The sequence below is a fragment of the Pseudomonas sp. CH61 genome (assembly GCF_059429415.1).
Window position 1 is genome coordinate 4,982,154 of the sequence record NZ_CM182098.1, and the last position, 24,467, is coordinate 5,006,620.

Consider the following 24,467-nt stretch of genomic DNA (forward strand, 5'->3'; position numbering starts at 1 on the left):
AGTTTGATAACTGCCTCATGGACGCCGCGGCTCCCTTGTAGGAGTGAGCCTGCTCGCGATAGCGGTGTGTCAGCTAAATCAATGTCTGAGTTAGACCGCTATCGCGAGCAGGCTCACTCCTACAGGGGATTTGTGCAGACCTTCAGTTCGGGTTGAAGGGATACGGCTGCTTCCACTTCTCGAAGATCGGCTTCAACTCGCCGCTCTTCACCAACTGCTCCATACGCTGGTCATACAGCGCCATCAGCGCCCGCGCCTGTGGAGTGTCGGCAAACCCGAGAAACAGCGGCAGCTCGGCCAGGTGTGAATAGCGATACTGCGCTGGATCGGCTGCGGTTTTCACCACGGCTTCAATCTCGGTCAGCGCATCGATGTAGTAATCCGCCCGCCCCTGCTTGAGCATCGACAGAATCCCGGTACGGCGTTCGATCTGGTTGTAACGCTTGATGTTCGGCAGGTAGTTCTCGTAACGATAACCGCGCACCCAGGCCAGCCGATATTTGCCCAGCGTCGCCTGGGTGGGCGAAGGATTGCTCGCCAGACCCAACGCGTAGATGTGGTCGGAATCGAAGTTCCAGTGCGGATATAGCACCTGCTCGGCTTCATCGCGGTAGGAGCCGACCAGCGCATCGACTTCCTTCAACTGCACGAGCCCGATGGAGCGGGTGTACGGCACGCTGCGGATCTCGACCTTCACACCGACCGGTTCAAAGACCTTGCGCAGCACATCCCAAGCGAGTCCGTGGCCGTCAGCGGCGGTGTAGTCTTCCCAGTCTTCGCTGGCCAGATGAATCACCGCCGGCGCATGCGCAGCTTCCTGAGCACTGACGACAGTGCTCAACAAGGTCAACATCAGCAGCGCCAGCCAGCGTCGAACCATCCCTAGTGTCCTCACTTAACCCTGTACGGCGCGTATCAGGCGAAAATCCATACCAGCCCCTGCATCGCCAGCCAGGCAAACACGCCGGCCAGCACGTCGTCGAGCATGATGCCGACGCCGCCATGCACATGCCGGTCGATCCAGCGGATCGGCCATGGCTTGAGAATGTCGAAGAAACGGAACACCAGAAAACCCGCGAGCAACCAGTACCAGCCTTCCGGTACCAGCCAGAGGGTGATCCACATGCCGACCATTTCGTCCCAGACGATGCCTTCGTGGTCGTGTACCCGCAGATCGTCGGCGACTTTGCCGCACAGCCAGAAGCCGAACAGCATGGTGATCCCGAGCATCAGCCAGTAACCCCAGTCGGGCAGCATCTGCCACAGCGGGATGAAGGGTAGCGCAACTAACGAACCCCACGTGCCCGGGGCTTTCGGCAGGGTGCCGGAACCAAAACCGAACGCGAGGAAATGCCAGGGATTGCGCCAGACCGACGGCGGAACGAATTCGGCCGGAACCTGTTTCGGGTGATCTGTCACGGTGTCTCCTGAAAATGTTGATAGCCCCGGATTTGCGGGGTGATGTCGTGCCCTTCGCGGTCCAGCAAGACCACGCCCTGCCCTTCGGCTACGCGACCGATCACATGGATCGGCCAGCCATTGGCCAGCAGCGGCGGCAACTCGACGGACGGTAGAGTGAACGCCAGCACGTAATCATCGCCACCGCTCAGCGCCGCACGCTCGGCGCCGCGCTGACCGAGAAACGCTACTAATGCATCCGACAGTGGCACGCGCTCGCGTTCAATCTCAAGTCGCACCTTCGACGCCAGCGCGATATGGCCGCAGTCGGCGAGCAGGCCGTCGGAGATATCCAGCGCCGCTGTGGCTTTGCCACGCAGGGCCTGGCCAAGCGCAAGTTGCGGTTGTGGCGACCAGTAATGATCGAGCAGCGGTTGAGCGATATCCGCCTCGGCGTCACGCTGCCCCAGCACCAGCGGCAAAGCGCCGGCCGCATTGCCCAGTTCGCCACCGACACAGAGCAAGTCGCCCGGTTGCGCACCGCTACGGGTCAATGCCTGACCCGCAGGTACGCGGCCAAACACGGTTACCGTCAGGCTCAACGGCCCGCGCGTGGTATCGCCACCCACCAGCGCGACGCCACAGCTCTGCGCCATACGGTTCAAACCGCGGGCATAGGCTTGCAGCCAATCGGCGGTCACCGTCGGTACAGTCAGGGCAAGGGTAAAGGCAACGGGCGTGGCGCCCATGGCGGCCAGATCGCTGACCGCGACGGCCAGCGAACGCTGACCGAGCAGAAACGGATCGCAGGGGTCGGCGAAATGCACACCGGCCACCAGCGTATCGGTAGAGATCGCCAACTGTTCCCCGCGGGGAACAGCGAGCAAGGCGCAGTCATCGCCGATCCCCAGAGCAACGCCTTCGCCGCCCTGCGCACAAGGCGCGGCGGCGAAGAAATTGCGGATCAGCTCAAACTCGCCCATTGAAGTATCAAGCGCGTTTCAGCGCTTGAACGCCTTCACTTCAGCTTCACGCAGGCGCGGGGCCAGCTTGTCGAGCACGCCGTTGACGAACTTGTGGCCGTCGGTGGAACCGTAGACTTTCGCCAGTTCGATCCCTTCGTTGATCACAACGCGATACGGCACGTCGACACGCTTGAGCAGTTCCCAGGTCGACAGGCGCAGTACGCACAGTTCAACCGGGTCCAGCTCTTCGATGGTCAGGTCCAGGCACGGCGCCAACGCAGTGTCGATCTCGGTCAGACTGGCCGGAACACCGTGCAGGATGTCGTGGAAGTAGCTGGCATCGGCGAAGGTGAAATCGTTATCGACGCGGAACTGCGCTTCGATTTCGTTCAGCGAAGTACTGGCCATGTGGCGCTGGTACAACGCTTGCGTCGCCAGCTGACGGGCAGCGCGGCGCTTTTCACTTTTCGAAGGCTTGCCGGCGTCCGCTGGACGCGGTTCGCGCGGGTTGAAACGATCGCTTTCGTCGCTAATCACTTGGCCTCCAACTGTGCCAGCAGGCTGACCATTTCCAGAGCGGACAGGGCAGCTTCGGCACCTTTGTTACCGGCTTTGGTGCCGGAACGTTCGATGGCTTGCTCGATGGAATCAACGGTCAGGACGCCGAAAGCGACCGGTACGCCGAACTCCATGGACACCTGGGCCAGACCCTTGGTGCATTCGCCCGCCACGTATTCGAAGTGCGGAGTACCGCCACGAATGACCGCGCCGAGGGCGATGATGGCTGCGAACTCACCTTTCTGGGCGACTTTCTGCGCTACCAGCGGGATTTCGAAGGCGCCAGGTGCGCGGATGATGGTGATGTCGCTTTCGCTCACGCCGTGGCGAACCAGGGCATCAACTGCACCGCTGACCAGGCTTTCAACCACGAAGCTGTTGAAACGGCCCACTACCAAAGCGTAGCGGCCTTTAGGGGCGATGAAGGTACCTTCGATGGTCTTCAGGGTCATTCGTCAGTTCTCTTAAAGAGCCGGGACGCGTCTGCTACGCGTCCCTCAGTGATTTATTTGCCGCGAATTCGGGTCCGGAAACAACCGGTCATTATTCGGAGGGCACGTATTCTACAACTTCCAGATCGAAACCGGATATCGCATTAAATTTCATTGGCGCAGACATCAGGCGCATTTTGCGCACACCGAGGTCACGCAGGATCTGCGAACCGGCACCGACAATGCTGTAAGTCGTCGGTTTTTTCGGCGCGGCCTGATCACCGGTTTCACGGATATGCGCCAGCAACACGTCGCCATCGAGCGGGTGACCGAGCAACAGCACCACACCGCTGCCCGCCTCGGCAACCGCCGCCATGGCGGCGCGCAGGCTCCAGCGGCCTGGCTGTTTGACCATCAACAGGTCGCGCAGCGGGTCCATGTTGTGCACGCGAACCAGCGTTGGTTCTTCGGCGCAAACAGTGCCCAACGTGAGGGCCATGTGCACGTCGCCTTCCACGGAATCACGATAGGTCACCAGGTTGAATTGGCCCAGTTCGCTGTCCAGTGGCTGCTCGGCAATCCGCTGAACGGTACGTTCGTGGATCATCCGGTAGTGAATCAGGTCGGCGATGGTGCCGATCTTGATGTTGTGTTCAGCCGCGAAAGCTTCCAGCTCAGCGCGCCGGGACATGGTGCCGTCGTCGTTCATCACTTCGCAGATCACACCGCTCGGTTCGAAACCGGCCATGCGCGCGAGGTCGCAAGCCGCTTCAGTGTGGCCGGCGCGAGCGAGGGTGCCGCCGGCCTGGGCCATCAGCGGGAAAATATGGCCCGGGCTGACGATGTCTTCAGCCTTGGCGTCTTTGGCGGCAGCCGCTTGCACGGTGCGCGCACGGTCGGCGGCGGAAATGCCAGTGGTTACGCCTTCGGCGGCTTCGATCGAGACGGTGAACTTGGTGCCGAAACCGGAACCGTTGCGCGGCGCCATCAGCGGCAGCTTCAACAGTTCGCAGCGCTCGCGGCTCATCGGCATGCAGATCAGACCACGGGCGTGCTTGGCCATGAAGTTGATGTGCTCGGCCTGGCAGCATTCGGCGGCCATGATCAAGTCGCCTTCGTTCTCGCGGTCTTCGTCATCCATGAGGATGACCATCTTGCCTTGGCGGATGTCTTCAACCAGTTCTTCGATGCTATTGAGCGCCACAAGGCACCCCCTTCAGTCAGGATTTGAGGTAGCCGTTGGCGGCCAGAAAGCTTTCAGTAATACCGCCAGCACTTGGCTCTGCAGCCTTGTCACCGAGGAGCAGGCGCTCCAGATAGCGCGCCAGCAAGTCAACTTCCAGATTCACCCGGCGACCTGGCTTGTACGACGCCATGATGGTTTCACTCAGAGTGTGCGGAATGATCGTCAGCATGAACTCGGCGCCATCGACTTCGTTCACGGTCAGGCTGGTGCCGTCGACAGTGATCGAGCCTTTGTGGGCGATGTACTTGGCCAGGTCTTTCGGCGCGCGGATGCGAAATTCCACGGCGCGAGCATTGTCACTGCGCGAGACGATTTCGCCGACGCCGTCGACGTGACCGCTGACCAGGTGCCCGCCGAGACGGGTGGTCGGGGTCAGGGCTTTTTCCAGATTGACCGGGCTGCCGCTTTTCAGGTCATTCATGGCAGTGCAGTCGAGGGTTTCACGGCTGACGTCGGCGGCAAAGCCGTCGCCCGGCAGCTCTACCGCCGTCAGGCAAACGCCGTTGACTGCGATGCTGTCGCCGAGTTTGACGTCGCTCAGGTCGAGCTTGCCGGTGGCGACGTGGACCCGCACATCACCGCCCTTTGGGGTCAGTGCGCGGATACTGCCGATGGATTCGATGATGCCGGTAAACATGGGGTTCTCCTTGAGAACTAAGCCAGCGTAATAACGATGGCCGGGAATTATACGCTCGGCGAAAGAACAGGTATGGCAGTGACTCGCCAGTCATCGCCCACCGCGCGAATTTCAGTGATTTTCAGCTCCGGCGCATCCTTCATATAAGCCAGCGGCCAGTCCAGCAGTGGACGCGCCGTGGAGCCGAGGAACTTGCCGGCGATGAAGATCACGAACTCGTCGACCAGACCGAGCTGAGCAAAAGCACCGGCCAGACGCGGGCCGGCTTCGACCAGCACCTCGTTGACGCCACGGTTAGCCAGTTCAATCAGCAATTGATGCAGATCGACCTGACCGTCATCACCCGGCACGATCAGGCATTCAGGGCCGTGAGCGTATTGCTCTTCGATCGCGACGCAGGTGGCGACCAGCGCCGGGCCGGCCTTGAAGAACGGCGCATCCAGCGGCACCCGCAGGCGGCCGTCGATCAGCACGCGCAGTGGTGGACGGCTCATGGCCAGCGCGGTTTGCTCGCTGTCCAGGCCGAGTTCGTCAGCGCGAACAGTCAAGCGCGCACCGTCGGCCAGAACGGTATCGGCACCGGTCAGCACCACGGCGGCCTGAGCGCGCAAACGCTGGACGGCCGAACGTGCGGCCGGGCCGGTGATCCATTGGCTCTCGCCGCTTTCCATCGCCGTACGACCGTCGAGGCTCATGGCCAACTTGACCCGCACGAACGGCAAGCCGTGTTCCATGCGTTTCAGAAAGCCTTGATTGAGCTTGCGCGCTTCAGCTTCGAGCACACCGCTTTCGGTGGCGATGCCGGCATCGGCCAGGCGCTGCAAACCACGCCCGGCGACTTGCGGATTCGGGTCGCGCATAGCGGCCACTACCCGACTCACCCCGGCATTCACCAGCGCATCGGCGCACGGAGGCGTACGACCATGGTGACTGCAAGGTTCGAGGGTCACATAAGCAGTGGCACCCCGTGCCAGCTCACCGGCGGCGCGCAGGGCGTGGACTTCAGCGTGCGGTTCGCCGGCGCGTTCGTGCCAGCCTTCGCCGACAATCTGCCCGTCGCGCACCACCACACAGCCCACCCGAGGATTGGGATGGGTGGTGTAGTGACCTTTGCGCGCCAGCTCCAGCGCACGCGCCATGAAGTGGGCGTCGAGGATAGCCTGCTCGGCGACGGTGGTCATTCTTTCACCGGTTCGCGGGCGAGGCGGTCGATTTCTTCGCGGAACTCGTTGAGGTCCTGGAAGCGCTTGTACACCGAGGCGAAACGGATGTAGGCGACTTCATCAAGCTTTTGCAATTCGGCCATGACCAGTTCGCCGACCACGAGGGATTTGACCTCGCGCTCGCCGGTGGCGCGCAGCTTGTGCTTGATGTGAACCAGAGAGGATTCGAGGCGCTCGACGCTCACCGGACGCTTCTCCAGGGCGCGTTGCATGCCGGCGCGGAGTTTTTCTTCGTCGAACGGTTGGCGGCTGCCGTCGGTTTTGATCAGGCGCGGCAACACCAGTTCGGCCGTCTCGAACGTCGTGAAACGCTCGCCGCAGGCCAGGCATTCACGCCGGCGGCGCACCTGTTCGCCCTCGGCGACCAGACGCGAGTCGATGACCTTGGTGTCGTTGGCACCGCAGAAGGGACAGTGCATGGTGGCTGGCAACAAAAAAAGGGAGGGCCATGGTAGCGCATCCCGGTGGCAAGACAAGCCATAGGCTTTGCGGTATACAGAACGGCATGATCGTTTGATCCATGGATTTCATTTTGCCGGAGCATCCAATGCCGTTACGTCCGCTCGTTTTGCTCAGTCTTTTCAGCCTGCTGGTGGCCTGTGGCAGCGATGCACCCAAGCCCCAGCCGCCGACGCCAGGCCCGGCGCCGCAGCAAGCGCAGAAAAAAGCCAAGGAAGCCGCCGAGCTTGGCCCGCTGCCAGCCTATCAACGCGAACTGAGCGGCACCCTGCAAGGCGTGCCGGCCGGCGCCGAGGTCGAACTGGCGCTGTTGGTGATCGACGAGAAGGATCGCCCGCAACAATTGCTCGCCAGTTCAAGTCTGATCGGCAACAACCAGATTCTGCCGTTCCGCCTGCGTTTCAACCCGGACGCCTTCCCCGCCGGTGCGCGGGTTGAGTTGCGTGGCCGCGCCAGCCAGTCCGGCCAGTTGATCCTGCACCTGCCGTCGCAAACCATCAGCCAGCCGACCACTCAGGCGCTGGGCCAACTGCAATTTGTCAAAGCACCATGAATGCACCGCTCGACCTGCAACAGGCGTTAGGTGAATTGCTCGGCGACGCCAGACTTAAAGTCTGTGCGTTGCCGGACACTGATTTACAGCTATGGCTGATCGATGGCGACAACATGGATCGCGAATTCAGCCAGGAAGAAATTCAGCGAATTCTGCACGAGCCACCGTACTGGGGTTTCTGCTGGGCCAGCGGTCTGGCGGTGGCGCGCCATCTGGCGGAGTTTCCCGAGTGGGTACGCGGCAAGCGCGTGCTGGATTTCGGCGCCGGTTCCGGGATTGCCGGGATCGCGGCAGTGAAGGCCGGAGCGCTGGAAGTGGTGGCGTGCGATCTCGATCCGCTGGCGATTGCTGCATGCCGGGCGAACGCCGAGCTCAATGATGTGCAAATGAGTTATTCAACGGATTTCTTTGCCGAAGCCGATCGGTTTGATCTGATCCTGGTGGCGGATGTGTTGTATGACCGGGCGAATCTGCCGTTGCTCGATGCTTTTTTGAGCCGTGGAAGAGAAGCGCTGGTGGCGGATTCGCGGGTTCGGGATTTTCGGCATCCGTTGTATGAGCGCATTGAAATGCTTGAGGCGATGACGTTGCCGGATCTGGCTGAGCCGGAAGAGTTCAGACATGTCAGCCTGTACCATGCGCGGCGCTAGCTAAAAGCTTCGCCAGCAGGCTGGCTCCCACAGGGGTTTTGTGAACGACACAGATCCAATGTGGGAGCGAGCCTGCTCGCGAAGGCGTCCACCCATGCAACACCCCTCTCAAAAGCTGACCGCTTCCGGCCACACCCCGCCAAGCCGTATAGTTGCCCCATCCACGCTTCTACGAGATCCCCCATGAGTGAGCAAACGCCGTACATCTTCGACGCCACGACGGCCGATTTCGACCAGTCGGTAATCGAGGCCTCTTTCAACAAACCGGTGCTGGTGGATTTCTGGGCCGAATGGTGTGCGCCGTGCAAGGCGTTGATGCCGATGCTGCAAGGCATTGCCGAGAGTTATCAGGGCGAACTGCTGCTGGCCAAGGTCAACTGCGACATCGAGCAGGACATCGTCGCCCGCTTCGGCATCCGCAGCCTGCCGACTGTGGTGCTGTTCAAGGACGGTCAACCGGTCGACGGTTTTGCCGGTGCACAACCAGAGTCCGCCGTCCGCGCCCTGCTTGAGCCGCACGTGCAAATGCCACCGCCGGCTGCCGCTGATCCGTTCGAACAGGCTCAGGCATTGTTCGATGACGGTCGTTACGCTGACGCCGAAGCGGCGCTGGTGGTGATGCTCACTGAAGACAACAGCAACGCCAAAGCGCTGATTCTCTACGCGCGTTGCCTGACTGAACGCGGCGAGCTGGACGAAGCGCAAACCGTGCTGGATGCAGTCAAGAGCGACGAACACAAAGCCGCACTGGCCGGGGCCAAGGCGCAGATCAAGTTCCTCGGCCTGGCGCGTGACTTGCCGGATGCCGCTGACCTGAAAGCGCGCCTGGCGAAAGATCCGCAGGACGATGAGGCGGTGTATCAACTGGCGATTCAGCAACTGGCGCGTCAGCAATACGAAGCGGCGCTGGAGGCATTGCTCAAGCTGTTCATCCGCAACCGCAACTATGGCGAAGGTCTGCCGCACAAGACCTTACTGCAAGTGTTCGAGCTGCTGGGCAATGATCATCCGTTGGTGACGATGTACCGCCGCAAGATGTTTGCTGCGCTTTATTAAGATCAAAAGATCGCAGCCTGCGGCAGCTCCTACATTGGGATCGTGTACACCCTTGCAGGAGCTGCCGCAGGCTGCGATCTTTTGCGGTTCACTCGATCCAGCTGTAGAGCGGCGTATCCCCGCCGCTCACCACTTTCACGTCGGAACTGTGGCGCAGGCGCACCAGCAAGCGCTTGCCTGCCACCGCGCTGCCGGTCAGCCCTTCCAGTTGATCAAGCAGGTCCGGACCGCTGAGCTGCCCGGCCTTGCGCAACAGGTCCTTGGCCAACTGCCACAAGGCATCGTCCTGATTCAGCGGTTTCGCCGCCGGGGCTGATGCGACCGCCTCAGATTGAGCGACCGGCGCCTGCCCATTCAGCGCTGAACCGAGCTTCGCCCAATCGCCGTCATCCAGTTCCACCGTCAAATCCACCGGCACATCGCCGACGGTTCCGCGTATCCGCAACATTGAGTTCGCTCCTGCACTTTTCTGACCTGCATGCTCCCACGGGACTTGTGCAACGCCAAGCGCACGGGCAAACTCTGCGCACTTTCGTTATAAGATTACATAACAAACTCTTCACTTTACTTCCCGGAGACCGCCATGCGTCGTCTGCTGCTCGCTTTGCCGTTTGCCCTGTTGCCGCTGGCTGTCGCCCACGCGGCTGATGAGCATGACCACGATCACGACCATGAACACGGCAGCCTCGGTGCACATGAACATGGCGTGGGTCGCCTGAACGCTGCGCTCGACGGCCAGACCCTGGAGCTGGAGCTGGAAAGCCCGGCGATGAACCTTGTGGGTTTCGAACACATCGCCACCAGCGATGCCGACAAGGCCAAAGTTGCCGCCGCGCGTGCGCAACTGGAAAAACCCTTGGCCCTGTTCAGCCTGCCCGCCGCTGCCGGTTGCAAAGTGGTCAGTCAGGAACTGGAAAGTCCGCTGTTCGGCGACAAGCCGGATGCCGATGACCATGACGCCGATGAAGCGGACAAGGACGGTCACGAGCATCACCACGACCACAGCGAAATCCACGCGCATTACCAATTCAACTGCGCCACACCGGGCGCCCTGAAAACCCTTGATCTGGCCAACGTCTTCAATACCTTCCCGGCGACGCAGAAAATTCAGGTACAACTGATCAGCGCCAGCGGCCAGCAAGGTACCGAAGTGACGGCCAAGGCTGCCTCGCTGAAATTCTGAAATCTGTGAAGATCCCTTGTAGGAGTGAGCCTGCTCGCGATAGCAGACTGTCAGTTGATTCAGTGCTGACTGGTACACCGCTATCGCGAGCAGGCTCACTCCTACAAAGGGGCCACTAAACTCCATATCCGGTTTCACATGACCCAAGCACTCATCGAACTGTCCGACCTGGGCTTCAACTGGCCCGGTCACCCGCCGTTGCTGGACATCCCGGCATTTCGTCTGGAAGCCGGCGAAACCCTGTTCCTCAAAGGCCCCAGCGGCAGCGGCAAGACCACCCTGCTCGGCCTGCTCGGCGGCGTGCAGAAACCCGGTCGAGGCAGCATTCGCCTGCTCGGTCAGGAACTCACCGAACTCTCCGCTGGCGCTCGCGATACTTTTCGCGTCGATCACACCGGCTACATCTTCCAGCAGTTCAACCTGCTGCCGTTTCTCTCGGTGCGCGAGAACGTCGAGCTGCCTTGCCACTTTTCCAAGCTGCGTGCGCAACGGGCGAAACAGCGTCATGGCAGCGTTGATCAAGCCGCCGCCACCCTCCTCGCCCACTTGGGTTTGAAAGACGAAAGCATCCTCAGCCGTCGCGCCGATTCGCTGTCGATCGGCCAACAACAGCGCGTCGCTGCTGCGCGTGCGTTGATCGGTCAGCCTGAGCTGGTGATCGCTGACGAACCGACCTCGGCACTGGATTACGACGCCCGGGAAAACTTCATCCGCCTGCTGTTCGCCGAATGCCGCGAGGCCGGATCAAGTCTGCTGTTCGTCAGCCACGACCAGAGCCTGGCGCCGCTGTTCGACCGTCACCTGTCCCTGGCCGAACTCAATCGCGCCGCCACGTCTGCCGAGGTCTGAGATGTATCTGTTTCGTCTGGCCATGGCCAGCCTGGCCAACCGCCGCTTCACCGCTTTGCTCACGGCTTTTGCCATCGCCCTCTCGGTGTGCCTGTTGCTCGCCGTTGAGCGGGTGCGCACCGAAGCCAAAGCCAGTTTCGCCAGCACCATCAGCGGCACCGACCTGATCGTCGGCGCACGCTCCGGTTCGGTGAACCTGCTGCTGTACTCGGTATTTCGCATCGGCAACGCCACCAACAACATTCGCTGGGACAGCTTCGAACACTTCGCCAGCAACCCGAAAGTGAAGTGGGCGATCCCGATGTCCCTCGGCGACTCCCATCGCGGCTACCGGGTGATGGGCACCACCGAAGCCTATTTCGAGCATTACCAGTACGGTCGCCAGCAACACCTGGCACTGGCTGACGGCCGTGCGTTTGCCAGCGATCCGTTTGAAGTGGTGCTCGGCGCCGAAGTGGCCGATGCGCTACATTACAAACTCGGTGACAAACTGGTGCTGGCCCACGGCGTGGCGGCGATCAGTCTGGTCAAGCACGACGACAAACCGTTCACCGTGGTCGGTATTCTCAAGCGCACCGGCACCCCGGTCGATCGCACGTTGCACATCAGCCTCGGTGGTATGGAGGCGATTCACATCGACTGGCACAACGGTGTGCCGGCACGCGGAAATGGCCGGATCAGCGCCGATCAGGCGCGCAACATGGACCTGACGCCGCAAGCGATCACTGCATTCATGCTCGGTCTAAACAGCAAGATTTCCACGTTTGCGCTGCAACGCGAAATCAATGAATTCCGTGGCGAACCGATGCTGGCGATTCTGCCGGGCGTAGCGTTGCAAGAATTGTGGAGCCTGATGAGCACTGCGGAAAAAGCGCTGTTCGTGGTCTCGTTGTTCGTGGTGCTAACCGGGTTGATCGGCATGCTCACGGCGATTCTCACCAGCCTCAACGAGCGGCGCCGCGAGATGGCGATTCTGCGCTCAGTCGGGGCGCGACCGTGGCATATCGCGAGCCTGTTGGTGCTCGAGGCGTTTGCACTGGCGCTGACCGGGGTGATTGCCGGGGTAGCACTTTTGTACATCGGCATCGCTGCAGCGCAGGGCTACGTACAGGCCAATTACGGTTTGTATCTGCCGCTGGCGTGGCCGAGCGAGTATGAATGGACGCTGCTCGGTGGCATTCTGGCCGCCGCGCTGCTGATGGGCAGCGTGCCGGCCTGGCGCGCTTATCGCCAATCCCTGGCCGATGGCCTGTCGATCCGTTTATGAGGATGTTCACCATGCCCCGCGCCTTACTTGCGCTGCTATTGCTGGTCGCCCTGCCCGTGTGGGCAGCGGCGCCGAAAGACCTGACGTGGTCGGAAATGATCCCGCCGGACGCCGCGCCGGAAGTGCCGAACATGACCCCGCTGCACGACATGTCGAAGATGAGTGATGCGCTGTCTGCCGAGTCGGCGCCAGCGGCGAAGCAGGACCTGCCGAACGCGCCGGTGGTGCAATCACTCGACGGTCAGAACATTCGTTTGCCGGGTTATATCGTGCCGCTGGAAGTCAATGAAGAAGGACGCACCACGGACTTTTTGCTGGTGCCGTATTTCGGCGCCTGCATCCACGTGCCGCCACCGCCGTCGAACCAGATTGTGCATGTGAAAAGCGAGTTGGGCGTGAAGCTTGATGAGCTGTATCAGCCTTACTGGGTCGAGGGACCGTTGCAAGTCAAGGCGTCGAGCAGTGAACTGGCGGATGCCGGGTATCAGATGGATGCGGACAAGATTTATGTGTATGAGCTGCCGGAGTGAATCCGGCGGTTTTGTGTTGATTGATCCATCGTCTTCGCGAGCAGGCTCGCTCCCACAGGTGATCACATTCCAGGGTGGGAGCGAGCCTGCTCGCGAAGAGGCCCTCAAGGTTCCACAGAAATCTACCCCTTCACTGTTTCATTGAGCTGAGTCAAAAGACCGTATCAGTTGGTTTCGTACCATAGGACATCAGAAACTTTTAACGTCCTTTCGGAGCCCCCATGAACAAGTCCTTGCTCAGCGCTTCGCTGTTTGCCCTCGCGCTCGCAGCCCCGCTCGCCCACGCCCACGAAGCCGGTGACATCCTCATCCGCGCCGGTGCGATCACCGTCAACCCGAAGGCCGACAGTTCCAGCGTCAAGGTTGATCAGGGGCCGTTGAGCGGCACCAATCTGGGCGGCAAGGCGACCATGAGCAGCGACACCCAACTGGGTCTCAACTTCGCTTACATGCTCACCGATCACGTCGGCCTCGAACTGCTCGCGGCGACGCCGTTCGAGCATGACGTCAAGCTCAAAGGCACTGCCCTGCCAGCGGCCAATGGCAAGCTCGGCACCCTGAAACACCTGCCGCCAACCCTCAGCGTCGTCTACTACCCGCTGGACTCGAAGTCGCCGTTCCAGCCGTATGTCGGTGGTGGCATCAACTACACCTGGATCTATGACGAACACGTCGGCAGCGAAGCCAGCGCCAACGGTTTCAGCAACTTCAAGGCGAAAAACTCCTGGGGTCTGGCCTGGCAGGTCGGCGCAGACTACATGCTGACCGACAACATCATGCTCAACGCCCAAGTGCGTTACATCGATATCGACACCCGCGCCACCGTCGAGAACAACGCGGTTGCACCGGGCACTCGCGCACGGGTCAACGTCGATGTGGATCCGTTCATCTACATGGTTGGCTTGGGCTATAAGTTCTAAGTCGAGTTTCGAACGTTCACGTGGTGGTGAATGAGGCTTGGTGGCGAGCAGGCATAGAACTGACGGCGACCGAACGCAGTTGATCGGGGATAACATCCCCTTGCCACAGGAGTAGCGACATATTCCGGCCGTGAAAAAGGCGCCTGTCAAAGGGCGCCTTTTTCATGTCCGCTGGAAACCTGTGGCGTGAGTTGGATCTCCCCCCTCACCCCAGCCCTCTCCCTCAGGGAGAGGGGGAAAGGGAGCCGATTTGTGTGTTCTTCAAAACCTGAGTTCGACTCGGTATCTCACGCCGGCGTAACCCGAAAGAACACCTCGGTCAGTCCCCAATCCCCCCCGGGAGAGGGAGCCGATTTGGGTGACTTTCAAAACCTGAGTTCGACTCGGTATTTCACGTCGGCGTAACCCGAAAGAACACCTCGGTCAGTCCCCTCTCCCTCTGGGAGAGGGTTAGGGTGAGGGCTCTTTTCAGGAACGCCCCAACAACCGCGCCAACCCCACACTCATCGGCGTCTGCTGCGGCAGTTTGAAGCGCTCCAGCAAACGAGCATTGTTCGCCCGCGAATGCCGGATGTCACCGGAGCGCGCCGGGCCGTAGCTGACGGGCGGCAACTCACCGACCACCGCTTGCAGTGCTTCAAGCATCTGCTTGAGGCTCATCGCCTGATTCCAGCCAACGTTCACCGGGCCGACGTCCACCTCAGGCTTTTCGATGCCCTGCACCAGCAGATCGACCAGATCTTCGACGTACAGGAAATCACGCGTCTGCTCACCATCACCGAACACCGTAATCGGCAGACCTTTCTGCGCGCGTTCGCTGAAGATGCTGATCACCCCGGAGTACGGCGAGGACGGATCCTGGCGCGGGCCGAAGATGTTGAAGAAGCGGAAAATCACCGGCTCCAGGCCATGCTGGCGGCGATAGAAATCGAAATAATGTTCGCCCGCCAGTTTGTCCGAGGCGTAAGGCGTCAGCGGGGCTTTGGGTGTGTCTTCATCTATCGACTCGCCCTCACCGTTGTTGCCGTACACCGCCGCACTGGACGCATACAGCACACGTTTGACGCCGGCCAGACGCATGGCTTCGCAGACATTCAGCGTGCCGATGAAATTGCTCTGGTGAGTTTTCACCGGATCATCCACCGACGCCTGCACCGAAGCCACGGCCGCCAAGTGCGCGACCGCGCTGCAGCCTTGCATGGCCTTGGCCACCAGCGCCGCATCGGCGACATCACCAACAATCAGTTCAACCTTCGGATTGTCCAGCGGCAGGTTGCTGCGCTTGCCCGTCGACAAATCGTCGAGGATGCGCACCGAATGCCCCTTGGCGAGCAAAGCGTCGGTCAGGTGGGAGCCAATGAAGCCGGCTCCGCCGGTGATTAAAACAGTCCCTTCAGCCATGACGGTAGAACCTATCCAGTAAGCCCGGGAGTGCGGCACGCCAGGCGCGCGGTTTGATCCCGAAAGTGTGCAGAATTTTCTTGCAGGCCAGCACCGCGTGTTGCGGCTCTTCGGCAGCGTCCGGCCGCGCGGCGTGAGCCTGGGCGGTCGGCGCTTCGATGGCCAGGGCGTGCAGGCTGCGCGCTTCGGTCAGAATCGCCTGGCCCAGCGCCAGCGGTGTGGTCGCTTCGTGGCCGGCGTAGTGGTAAGTGCCCCACAGTGGCGCGGCGCAATCGAGTTGTTTGAGCACCGAAATGATCACGCGCGCGGCATCGTCGACTGGCGTCGGATTGCCACGGCGGTCGTCGGCCAAGAGCAATTCGTCCGGTTGTTCGGCACGAGCAAGAAAGCGTCCGAGGGTGCCATCGGGGCTGTCATCGAGCAACCAGCCAAATCGTAGCAAAACGTGTTGCGGGCAGGTGGCGCGAACGCTTTGTTCGATACGCCACAATGCTTGACCGCGCAGGCCCAGTGGCACCGGCTCGTCTTTTTCGCTGTACGCCGTGGCGCGCGAACCATCGAACACCCGATAACTGGAGGGCTGCACGAGGACGATGTTGTGGTGCTGGCACAGTTCGGCCAGACGTTCGATGGCGCGTTCCTGCCCGGCCATGCGGCCTTCGCTGACGGTTTCGGCCTGGAACCAGTCGAAATAGTAGGCGAGGTTGATCAACGCATCGGGACGGGTGTCGTCGAGCAGTTGCGTCAGGCTCGCGGCATCCCAGCCGTCTTCGGGCGGGCGGGGGGCGAGGAAACCGATGTCTTCCTCCGCACCGAGGCGAATCAGCGCCTGCCCAAGGGCATTTCCGCCGCCCAGTAACATAAGGCGCATTCGCATAGAGTCAGCAGGCCCAGTCTGATTGGAACGATGGCTTTAGCGACGGATCTCGTGGAACCGTCGTCGATAATTACCGGAATCGTTGCATTTTGCGGGTTTAGTGCGCAACCGTCATCCGTAAAGTGTAGATCGCCGGGATTTGTGCTGTCCCGACCGGCCCCTTCGCGAGCAGGCTCGCTCCCACAGGGGATTTTGCGGTGCACATAAATCCACTGTGGGAGCGAGCCTGCTCGCGAAGAGGCCCTCCAAGACGCTGAAGATCCCGGCGGTACTTGCATCTTCCCCCCAGCGCCCGCATAACTTAAGCCATGAATCTGCCCATCCCAACGGACGCGGCCCTGGCAGGCTTTCACCCCGCCGTCAGCGCCTGGTTCAGCAAAACCTTCCCGACGGTCACCGCCGCCCAGGCCCGCGCATGGCCGTTGATCCGCCAGCGCCGTTCGACGCTGATCGCTGCGCCCACCGGCTCGGGCAAAACCCTCACAGCCTTTCTCGCCGTACTCGATGATCTGGTTCACCGTGGCCTGGAAAACCCCGAAGGTTTGCCCGATAAAACGCTCGTCGTTTATGTTTCACCGCTAAAAGCACTGTCGAACGACATCCGCATCAACCTGCAAAACCCGCTCGCTGGGATCATCGAACAACTGCGGCAGATGAACCTGCCGGAAGTACACATCACCACCGCCGTGCGCACCGGTGACACCCCGCAGAAAGAACGCGCGGCCATGCGAAAATCGGCGCCGCACATTCTGGTGACCACGCCGGAATCGCTTTACGTCCTGCTCGGCTCGGAATCGGGGCGCAAAATGCTCGGCACCACGCGCACGGTGATCATCGATGAAATCCACGCCATGGCCGCCGGCAAGCGTGGCAGCCATCTGGCCCTGAGCCTTGAACGCCTGCAAGCACTGTGCGCCGAACCGCTGACCCGTATCGGCCTGTCCGCCACGCAGAAACCGGTCGAAGCCGTGGCGCAATTCCTCGTCGGCGATGACCGCCGCTGCGAAATCATCGACATCGGCCACGCCCGGCCACGGGATCTGGGCATCGAGGTGCCGCCCGTGCCGTTGTCGGCCGTCATGGCCAACGATGTCTGGGAATTGGTATACGACCGCCTCGCCGAACTCGCTCGCGAGCACCGCACCACGCTGATTTTCGTCAACACGCGGCGCCTCGCCGAGCGCCTGAGCCGACACCTCAGCGAACGCCTCGGTAAACAAGCCGTTGCCGCACATCACGGCAGTCTGGCCAAGGAGTTTCGCCTCGACGCCGAACAACGCCTCAAACGCGGCGAGTTGCAGGTGTTGATCGCCACTGCCTCACTGGAACTGGGCATCGACATCGGTGAAGTCGATCTGGTCTGTCAGATCGCCTCGCCGCGTTCCATCGCCGGTTTTCTGCAAAGGGTTGGCCGTTCCGGTCACCAGGTCGGCGGTACGCCCAAGGGTCGGTTGTTCGCCACCACCCGCGACGATCTGATCGAATGCACCGCCCTGCTCGACTGCGTGCGCCGTGGCGAGCTCGATACCCTGCACATCCCGGTCGCGCCGCTGGATGTTTTGGCGCAGCAGATCATCGCCGAAGTCAGTTGTCAGGAATGGGCAGAAGACGCCTTGCTCGCGATGTTCCGCCAAGCCTCGCCCTACCGCGATCTCGACGAAAGACACTATCAGGCCCTGCTGAGCATGCTCGCCGAAGGCTACAACGGTCGTCAGGGCATCCGCAGCGCCTACCTGCACCGCGACGCCGTCAGCCGCACCTTGCGTGGCCGCCGAGGCTCGCAGCTGACCGCCGTGACCAGCGGCGGCACCATCCCCGACAATGCTGACTACAGCGTGATGCTCGAGCCGCAAGGCCTGAACATCGGCAGCGTCAACGAAGACTTCGCGGTGGAAAGCATTGCTGGCGACGTGTTTCAGCTCGGCAACACCTCCTATCGCATCCTGCGCGTGGAAACCGGCAAGGTCCGCGTCGAGGATGCCCACGGCCAGCCGCCGACCATTCCCTTCTGGCTTGGCGAAGCGCCGGGACGCAGTGATGAATTGTCGTTCGCCGTGGCACGTCTGCAAGCGCAGCTCGACGAACTGCTCGGCGCCAGCCCCGGCGATCTGCAACCGGCGCTCGACTGGCTGACGCAGACCCTCGGCCTCAACCACGCCAGCGCCGAACAATTGGTCGAATACCTCGCCCGCGCCCGTCAGACCCTCGGCGCCCTGCCCTCGCAGGACACGCTGCTGATGGAGCGCTTTTTCGACGAGTCCGGCGGCACGCAATTGATCATCCATTCGCCGTTCGGCAGCCGCATCAACCGCGCCTGGGGTCTGGCCCTGCGCAAGCGATTCTGCCGCACCTTCAACTTCGAATTGCAGGCTGCCGCCAGTGAAGACGCGATCGTCCTGTCGCTGTCCACCAGCCACAGCTTTGAACTCGATGACATCTGGCGTTACCTGCACAGTAACAGTGCTGAACACATCCTCATCCAAGCGGTACTCGATGCGCCGCTGTTCGGCGTGCGCTGGCGCTGGAATGCCGGGGTGGCGCTGGCATTGCCGCGTTTTACCGGCGGACGCAAAGTCGCGCCGCAGTTGCAGCGGATGAAAAGCGAAGACTTGATTGCCAGCGTGTTTCCCGACCAGATTGCTTGCCTGGAAAACCTCGCCGGTGAACGCGAAATTCCCGAGCACCCGTTGATCGAACAAACCCTCGACGATTGCCTGCACGAGGCGATGGACAGCGAAGGCTGGCTCAATCTGCTGCGGCGCATGGAGCGTGGCGAGGTGCGTTTGATCAGCCGCGATCTGCCGGCGCCCTCGCCGCTCGCCGCTGAAATTCTCAGTGCGCGGCCGTACACCTTCCTCGACGATGCACCGCTGGAAGAACGTCGCACCCAAGCGGTGATCAACCGGCGCTGGAGCGATCCGCAATCGACCGATGATCTCGGTGCGCTGGATGCCGACGCGATTACCGCCGTACGTGAAGAAGCCTGGCCGACACCGAACACTGTGGATGAAATGCACGAGGCGTTGATGAGCCTGGCGTGCATCAGCGATGACGAAGTGCAAGCGAACGAAGGCTGGCGTGCATGGCTGGAAAATCTGGCCAAGAGTGGTCGCGCCTGCCGTTTGCAGATCGATGCCGAGCATTGTTTATGGCTGGCCCGCGAACGCCTGACGTGTCTGCAAGCGCTTTATCCACAGGCGACTCTGCAACCCGAGCTGGAGGCGTTGCCGGGATTCGATGAGGCGTGGACGTTCGATGAAGCGCTGGTCGAAGTGATCCGCGCACGGCTCGGTGCGTTCGGCCCGTTACCGTTGCCTGCCATCGCCGAACCACTGGCGTTGCCGGCCGCTCGGGTCAATCAGGCGCTCGCCCAACTGGAGCGCGAAGGTTATGTGCTGCGTGGTCAATTCACGCCAAAGCTCAATGTCGAGGAATGGTGTGAACGGCATCTGCTCGCGCGCATTCATCGCTACACGGTCAAGCGCCTGCGCCGGGAAATCGAGCCAGTCGCGTTACAGGATTTCATGCGGTTTCTGTTCGATTGGCAGCATCTGTCGCCCGCGACTCGCGGTCAGGGCAGCACCGTGTTGCCGGCGATTGTCGGCCAGTTCGAAGGCTACGCGGCGGCGGCTTCGGCATGGGACAGCGACATTCTTCCGGCGCGGCTCAAGGACTATTCGCCGAGCTGGCTGGATGAGCTGTGCCGCAACGGCAAACTGGTGTGGACGCGCCTCAGTGCCCGGCAAAAAGTCAGCGGCACGGCTTTGCGCAGCACGCCGATTGTATTGCTGCCGCGCAGTCAGGTCGGTTTGTGGAGTGCGTTGGCCGAACAGACACCGGTGAGCGAGCTGTCACCAAAAACCCAAAAGGTGTTTGAAGCGCTGAGCCAGCACGGCGCGTTGTTTTTCGATGAGCTGATTCATGAAGCGCACCTGCTGCGCACCGAGCTGGAAATCGCCTTGCAGGAACTGGTCGGCGCCGGACTGGTGAACGCCGACAGCTTCGCCGGCCTGCGCGCGCTGATCACCCCGGCGAGCAAGCGCCAGCAGCGCAGCAGTCGTCGCGGGCGCGGGGCATTTGTCGGTGGCATGGATGACGCCGGGCGTTGGGCGTTACTGCGGCGAGGCGCGGCTGTGGATAACAGCGAAACCCTGGAACATGTCGCCATGACGTTATTGCGGCGTTACGGCGTGGTGTTCTGGCGCTTGCTGGAGCGCGAGGCGGACTGGCTGCCGAGTTGGCGCGAATTGCTGCGCACGTTTCATCGGCTGGAAGCGCGCGGCGAGATTCGTGGCGGGCGGTTTGTCAGTGGTTTGGCGGGGGAACAGTTTGCCTTGCCCGAGGCGATTCCGTTGTTGCGCGAAGTGCGCCGTCGGCCGCATGACGGCAGTCTGGTGGCGGTGTGTGGAGTGGATCCGCTGAACCTGGCCGGGACGTTGTTGCCGGGGGTAAAAGTGCCGGCGTTGGTGAGTAATCGGTTGGTGTATCGCGATGGCTTGCCGGCGGCGGCGGAGATTGCCGGCAAGCCGCAGTTCTGGCTGGAGCTGGATCAGATCGGCATGGAGCAGGTGCGCGGCAAGCTGATCCGGCATTGAGGTTGACTGTTCTGGCGCTATCGCGAGCAGGCTCACTCCTACAGGGGAACGCATTCCAAAATGTAGGAGTGAGCCTGCTCGCGATAGCGTCGGTAATCCCCCCTCAAAATCCGAAAGTTAAGTCCGCGATTCCTGCGGCACCTCGCTCGCCACCACCGCCCCCTCCTGCTGCCGCTTCGGCAACAAAACCTGCTGTGGATAAGTCTGCGCGAAATGCACCACCGGGCTGTTATCCACAAGCTTCTTCAAACGCTGATTGAACGCCCGGCTCACCGCATACTGCCCACCCGAGACCGTACGGAACTGCGCGGTCAGCACCACGCCATTCAAATCCATCTTGTCCACGCCAAACACATCCAGCGGCCCTTGCAGGTTGTACTTGAGGAACGGGTCTTCGCGGATCGAATCGCCGGTTTCGCGAATCAGCTCGATGGCCTTGTCCACGTCCGTGTCGTAGGTGAACTGCACCGAGAAAAACGCAAAGGCAAACTGCCGCGATTGGTTGGTCACGGCTTTGATCTGGCCGAACGGCACCGAGTGCACAAAACCCTTGCCGTCGCGCAGACGCAGGGTGCGAATGGTCAGCCCTTCGACTGTGCCGGCATGGCCCGAATCGAGCACCACCCAATCGCCAATCGAAAGCGTGTCTTCAATGATGATGAACAGCCCGGTGATCACGTCCTGTACCAGTTGCTGCGAACCGAAGCCGATGGCCAGACCGACCACCCCGGCACCGGCCAGCAGCGGCGCGACGTTGATCCCCAGATTGGCCATGGTGGTGATCGCGCAGATCACCACGAGGATGATTTTGATCGCGTTGCGCAGCAGCGGCAGGATGGTTTTCACCCGCGTGCTCGGCTGGCGCGCCGCGCGTTTGCTGAGCGGCGGCTTCAGCGCTTCCTGAATCGCCGTGTCGAGTACCACCCACAGCAACCACGTAACCAGGAAGATCAGTCCGATGCTGCTCAGCGCGTTGCTGATCGCCCGGCCGACCGTGCTGCTCTGAGCGAAATCGAGCAGCGATACACCCCAGATCCGCCCGAGGATATCGATGAAGGCAATGGCGATGACGATCCGCAACAAGGCATGCAAGAGGCTGAGGAACCGTTCCTTGTAGGCGCTGCTGCGCTGGATCGCTTCGGCTTTTCGCGACTTGAACAAATGCTGCAGGATCGTGCTGAGGAACACCGTGCCGATTAACAAAACCGTGGTGAACAACGCGCAGCGCAGGGCTTTCTGATTGTCCTCGCCGATGCCGATCAGATTGACCGCCGAGACCAGCACCATCAGCACGATTGGCCAGTACCACAGCCCCGAGAAAATCCGCAGCGACTCCTGCAACGAGGGTTGTTTCAGCCGCTGACTGAGCGAACGATTGCGGATCAGATGCGCCACCGGGCGGCGCAGGCGAATCACCAGCAAACCAAAAATGATCGAGGCGATCAGGCCGGTGAACACCGCGATACTGCTGGTGATGTTACCGCCCAGTTGTCGGGCGATCTGCGGGCTGGTCAGCGCATCGCTGAGGGCCGCGAGGAAGCCGATCAGGAACAGCGGACGCGGGCAATAATCACGAATGATCCGCGCCGCCGGACGTTTATGGCCGACGTTGAACATCACCACCACGCACAACAACATCGAGGTGGAAAAGATGCCGCTGCTGGTGGCGTAAGCCAGACACAGCGCCAGCGCGCGTCCCACGGAGGCTTGCAGAAAATGGCTGACATATAACGTCAGCGGTAGGCAGATCAGCGCCGGCACGGTATACGGCAGCAAGTAACCAATCAGGTCCTGGCTGCGTTGGCGGGTGCGCAACCAGCGGCCCTCGCGCAGACGCTTGGCCAATAGACTACCGAGCACGGTCAATAACGCGAAACTGCCGAGCCAGACGCCCGACAGCGTGAGGAAGTCCCCGGCAACGCTCCAGCCCGAGCGATTCGACGGTTGATTGACCAGTTTGTCGACTTCATCGGCGGCGCGATCGGCGCGCAGGCGCCAGGCGTCGACCAGGTGTTCGTTGAGATCGAGCTTGTCCTGGACGTCGTCGATGCTCGAACTGATCGCACCGAGCAGACCGCCCTGCACAATCGGTTCGGGTTTAGCCGCTTCTTCGGTGGTGGCCGGGACGCCCGGCAATGCGGCGGCGTCAATTTCACTGGCGCCGAGAAACAGCAGTGCTCCCAGCAGAATGGCGATCCTGAACTTGACCAAAACTCCGATCTCCCTTGGCTGAACCTGTAAGGAACTGATCGGTAATTGCACAGCAAGTTCAAGAGCACCCTCACCCCAGCCCTCTCCCAGAGGGAGAGGGAGCCGACCGAGTTGAATACAAGAATTACATCGACCTGAAAGTCCGGAGTCGAATTCAAGTTCTGGAAACCATAAAGACCAGCTCCCTTACCCCTTGTGAGGCGAACTCAAACCCTGAAAACCAAGATCTGCTCCCTTGATCTGGTCAAACGATACTGGACACGGTTATAGGGTTTTACCCTTTTTCATGCCGCCAGGGCCTCCATGTCCACCGGAGTTCGGTAGCCATTGTGACTGTGCAGCCTGATCCGATTGTAATAATGGGTCAGGTAGCGCAATACATCGGTACTGGCCTCATCTTCGTTTCGGTAGCCAGCCTTGGGTATCCATTCAGATTTCAAACTGCCAAAGAAACGCTCCATCGGGGCGTTGTCCCAGCAGTTTCCTCGTCGACTCATGCTTTGTTTTATGCGCATGTCCGCCAGCGTTTCACGAAACACTTTACTGCTGTAATGACAGCCCTGATCCGAATGGAACATTAGGTTTTCAGGGCGTCCTCGCGACTCGAAAGCCATCTTTAACGCTCGACAGGTCAGAGCTGAATCCGGACTTCTGGACATCGCCCAGCCGACGATGCGGCGGGCATGCAGATCAAGTACAGCAGCCAGATAAACCCAGTAAGTACCGGCCCAAATGTAAGTCACGTCGCCACACCACACTCGATTGGGGGCCTCGACTTTGAATCTACGCTCCAAATGATTGGGGGCGTATTGCGCCTCCGCACCGCTGGGTTTGTACCGATGCCTGCGCCGTTGCTGGCTCTTCAAACCGAGCTCGCGCATCAGGCTACGAGCCATGTAACGACCTACCGACTCTTTTTCGTTACACAGCGCTTTTGACAGGCTGCGCGCGCCCATTGATCCGCGACTTTGCTCATGTAATTCGGCAGCCTTGATCTTTAGGCGATCGCGCCCGACATGCACTTTCGCCCGCTGTTTCAGACGCTCGTAATAACTGCTGCGGTTGATACCAAACACGCCACACAACTCGGATCTTGGATATTGCTCGCTTAACTCCTCGACCAGCCTTACCGATCGAGGGAATCCGACATCAAGAGAGCTGTAGCCTTTTTTAAAATTTCCTTCTCGCGCTCAATCCGTCGAATTGTTGCTTCCAGTTCCTGGATGCGTTGTTGGTCAACGGTCATGGCCTTGGACTTCTCAGGCGTCTTGCCACTGCGCTCCGCACGCAGTTGCTCAACCCAGCGGCGCAGAGCTGTAGGGCCCACGCCCATTGCTTCGCAGGCTTCACTCACCGAATAGTCTTTATCCAAAACCAGGCAAGCCGCATCCCGTTTGAAATCTGTCGAAAAATATCGTCTGGTCAAATCACACCTCTTCGTTGGGCGTAGATTAACGC

General features: G+C 60.9%; 23 protein-coding genes. 9 read left to right on the top strand and 14 right to left on the bottom strand.

The window, feature by feature from the left end; translation table 11 throughout:
- Positions 1-142 precede the first annotated feature (142 nt).
- From AC5SEM_RS22305 to nrdR, 9 genes are all read right to left on the bottom strand, one after another.
- Positions 143-880, bottom strand: a complete 738-nt coding sequence (locus AC5SEM_RS22305; protein ID WP_077574705.1) for a substrate-binding periplasmic protein — start codon at positions 878-880, stop codon at positions 143-145.
- Positions 881-915: 35 nt separating this feature from the next.
- Positions 916-1,419 carry a phosphatidylglycerophosphatase A family protein gene (locus tag AC5SEM_RS22310; protein WP_007910933.1) on the bottom strand — a complete coding sequence of 168 codons (504 nt, stop codon included), beginning with the start codon at positions 1,417-1,419 and terminating at the stop codon, positions 916-918.
- Entirely contained in the window at positions 1,416-2,381 is a 966-nt protein-coding gene (gene thiL / locus AC5SEM_RS22315; RefSeq protein ID WP_495471294.1) for a thiamine-phosphate kinase, read from the bottom strand. Before thiL ends, AC5SEM_RS22310 begins: the two co-directional genes overlap by 4 nt.
- 18 nt (positions 2,382-2,399) lie before the next feature.
- The gene (gene nusB, locus AC5SEM_RS22320; protein WP_123593139.1) at positions 2,400-2,900 is read right to left on the bottom strand and encodes a transcription antitermination factor NusB; all 501 of its coding nucleotides are present in this window, start codon (positions 2,898-2,900) and stop codon (positions 2,400-2,402) included.
- Positions 2,897-3,373 (bottom strand): 6,7-dimethyl-8-ribityllumazine synthase, encoded by a 477-nt coding sequence (ribH, locus tag AC5SEM_RS22325; protein ID WP_003228649.1) that lies wholly within the window; start codon positions 3,371-3,373, stop codon positions 2,897-2,899. Before ribH ends, nusB begins: the two co-directional genes overlap by 4 nt.
- Positions 3,374-3,464: 91 nt before the next feature.
- On the bottom strand, positions 3,465-4,556 hold the full coding sequence (gene ribBA, locus AC5SEM_RS22330) for a bifunctional 3,4-dihydroxy-2-butanone-4-phosphate synthase/GTP cyclohydrolase II (protein WP_034153727.1): 1,092 nt from the start codon (positions 4,554-4,556) through the stop codon (positions 3,465-3,467).
- Positions 4,557-4,572: 16 nt separating this feature from the next.
- Positions 4,573-5,235, bottom strand: a complete 663-nt coding sequence (locus AC5SEM_RS22335) for a riboflavin synthase (protein WP_495471295.1) — start codon at positions 5,233-5,235, stop codon at positions 4,573-4,575.
- 47 nt (positions 5,236-5,282) lie between these two features.
- On the bottom strand, positions 5,283-6,416 hold the full coding sequence (gene ribD / locus AC5SEM_RS22340) for a bifunctional diaminohydroxyphosphoribosylaminopyrimidine deaminase/5-amino-6-(5-phosphoribosylamino)uracil reductase RibD (protein ID WP_495471296.1): 1,134 nt from the start codon (positions 6,414-6,416) through the stop codon (positions 5,283-5,285).
- Complete coding sequence (nrdR, locus tag AC5SEM_RS22345) at positions 6,413-6,877, bottom strand: transcriptional regulator NrdR (protein ID WP_007910946.1); 465 nt, start codon at positions 6,875-6,877, stop codon at positions 6,413-6,415. Before nrdR ends, ribD begins: the two co-directional genes overlap by 4 nt.
- A gap of 128 nt (positions 6,878-7,005) precedes the next feature.
- Between nrdR and AC5SEM_RS22350 the strand changes: the two genes are divergently transcribed.
- The 3 genes from AC5SEM_RS22350 to trxA all read left to right on the top strand — a co-directional run bounded on the left by AC5SEM_RS22350 (position 7,006) and on the right by trxA (position 9,176).
- Positions 7,006-7,470, top strand: a complete 465-nt coding sequence (locus tag AC5SEM_RS22350) for a YbaY family lipoprotein (protein ID WP_053124259.1) — start codon at positions 7,006-7,008, stop codon at positions 7,468-7,470.
- Positions 7,467-8,120, top strand: a complete 654-nt coding sequence (locus AC5SEM_RS22355; RefSeq protein ID WP_077574709.1) for a class I SAM-dependent methyltransferase — start codon at positions 7,467-7,469, stop codon at positions 8,118-8,120. Before AC5SEM_RS22350 ends, AC5SEM_RS22355 begins: the two co-directional genes overlap by 4 nt.
- A gap of 183 nt (positions 8,121-8,303) precedes the next feature.
- A complete protein-coding gene (trxA, locus tag AC5SEM_RS22360) occupies positions 8,304-9,176 on the top strand; it encodes a thioredoxin (RefSeq protein WP_116029891.1) in 873 nt (290 codons plus the stop codon).
- Between the two features lie 88 nt (positions 9,177-9,264).
- Here trxA and AC5SEM_RS22365 read toward each other — a convergent pair whose 3' ends face one another.
- A complete protein-coding gene (locus AC5SEM_RS22365; RefSeq protein ID WP_077574711.1) occupies positions 9,265-9,624 on the bottom strand; it encodes a hypothetical protein in 360 nt (119 codons plus the stop codon).
- A 135-nt stretch (positions 9,625-9,759) separates the two neighbouring features.
- Between AC5SEM_RS22365 and AC5SEM_RS22370 the strand changes: the two genes are divergently transcribed.
- From AC5SEM_RS22370 to AC5SEM_RS22390, 5 genes are all read left to right on the top strand, one after another.
- Entirely contained in the window at positions 9,760-10,359 is a 600-nt protein-coding gene (locus AC5SEM_RS22370) for a DUF2796 domain-containing protein (RefSeq protein WP_495471297.1), read from the top strand.
- A 138-nt stretch (positions 10,360-10,497) separates the two neighbouring features.
- A complete protein-coding gene (locus AC5SEM_RS22375) occupies positions 10,498-11,208 on the top strand; it encodes an ABC transporter ATP-binding protein (protein WP_016984101.1) in 711 nt (236 codons plus the stop codon).
- Position 11,209: 1 nt separating this feature from the next.
- Entirely contained in the window at positions 11,210-12,475 is a 1,266-nt protein-coding gene (locus tag AC5SEM_RS22380) for an ABC transporter permease (protein WP_077574714.1), read from the top strand.
- Positions 12,476-12,486: 11 nt separating this feature from the next.
- Complete coding sequence (locus AC5SEM_RS22385) at positions 12,487-13,005, top strand: DUF3299 domain-containing protein (protein ID WP_116029893.1); 519 nt, start codon at positions 12,487-12,489, stop codon at positions 13,003-13,005.
- A gap of 221 nt (positions 13,006-13,226) precedes the next feature.
- Positions 13,227-13,925, top strand: a complete 699-nt coding sequence (locus AC5SEM_RS22390) for an OmpW/AlkL family protein (RefSeq protein ID WP_007910962.1) — start codon at positions 13,227-13,229, stop codon at positions 13,923-13,925.
- Between the two features lie 468 nt (positions 13,926-14,393).
- On the opposite strand, the gene AC5SEM_RS22395 is transcribed toward AC5SEM_RS22390, so the two are convergent.
- A complete protein-coding gene (locus tag AC5SEM_RS22395; protein WP_495471298.1) occupies positions 14,394-15,326 on the bottom strand; it encodes an NAD-dependent epimerase/dehydratase family protein in 933 nt (310 codons plus the stop codon).
- On the bottom strand, positions 15,319-16,203 hold the full coding sequence (locus tag AC5SEM_RS22400) for a sugar nucleotide-binding protein (protein WP_495471299.1): 885 nt from the start codon (positions 16,201-16,203) through the stop codon (positions 15,319-15,321). Before AC5SEM_RS22400 ends, AC5SEM_RS22395 begins: the two co-directional genes overlap by 8 nt.
- 308 nt (positions 16,204-16,511) lie before the next feature.
- Here AC5SEM_RS22400 and AC5SEM_RS22405 point away from each other — a divergent pair, with 308 nt between their 5' ends.
- Positions 16,512-20,798, top strand: a complete 4,287-nt coding sequence (locus tag AC5SEM_RS22405; RefSeq protein ID WP_495471300.1) for a DEAD/DEAH box helicase — start codon at positions 16,512-16,514, stop codon at positions 20,796-20,798.
- A gap of 117 nt (positions 20,799-20,915) precedes the next feature.
- On the opposite strand, the gene AC5SEM_RS22410 is transcribed toward AC5SEM_RS22405, so the two are convergent.
- On the bottom strand, positions 20,916-23,009 hold the full coding sequence (locus AC5SEM_RS22410; RefSeq protein ID WP_495471301.1) for a mechanosensitive ion channel family protein: 2,094 nt from the start codon (positions 23,007-23,009) through the stop codon (positions 20,916-20,918).
- A 284-nt stretch (positions 23,010-23,293) separates the two neighbouring features.
- Positions 23,294-24,435 (bottom strand): IS3 family transposase gene (locus tag AC5SEM_RS22415; RefSeq protein WP_495471302.1). Its coding sequence is split into 2 segments (ribosomal slippage): positions 23,294-24,174 and positions 24,174-24,435, totalling 1,143 coding nucleotides; the frame shifts between segments, so codons are not numbered across the junction.
- Between the last annotated feature and the right edge of the window lie 32 nt (positions 24,436-24,467).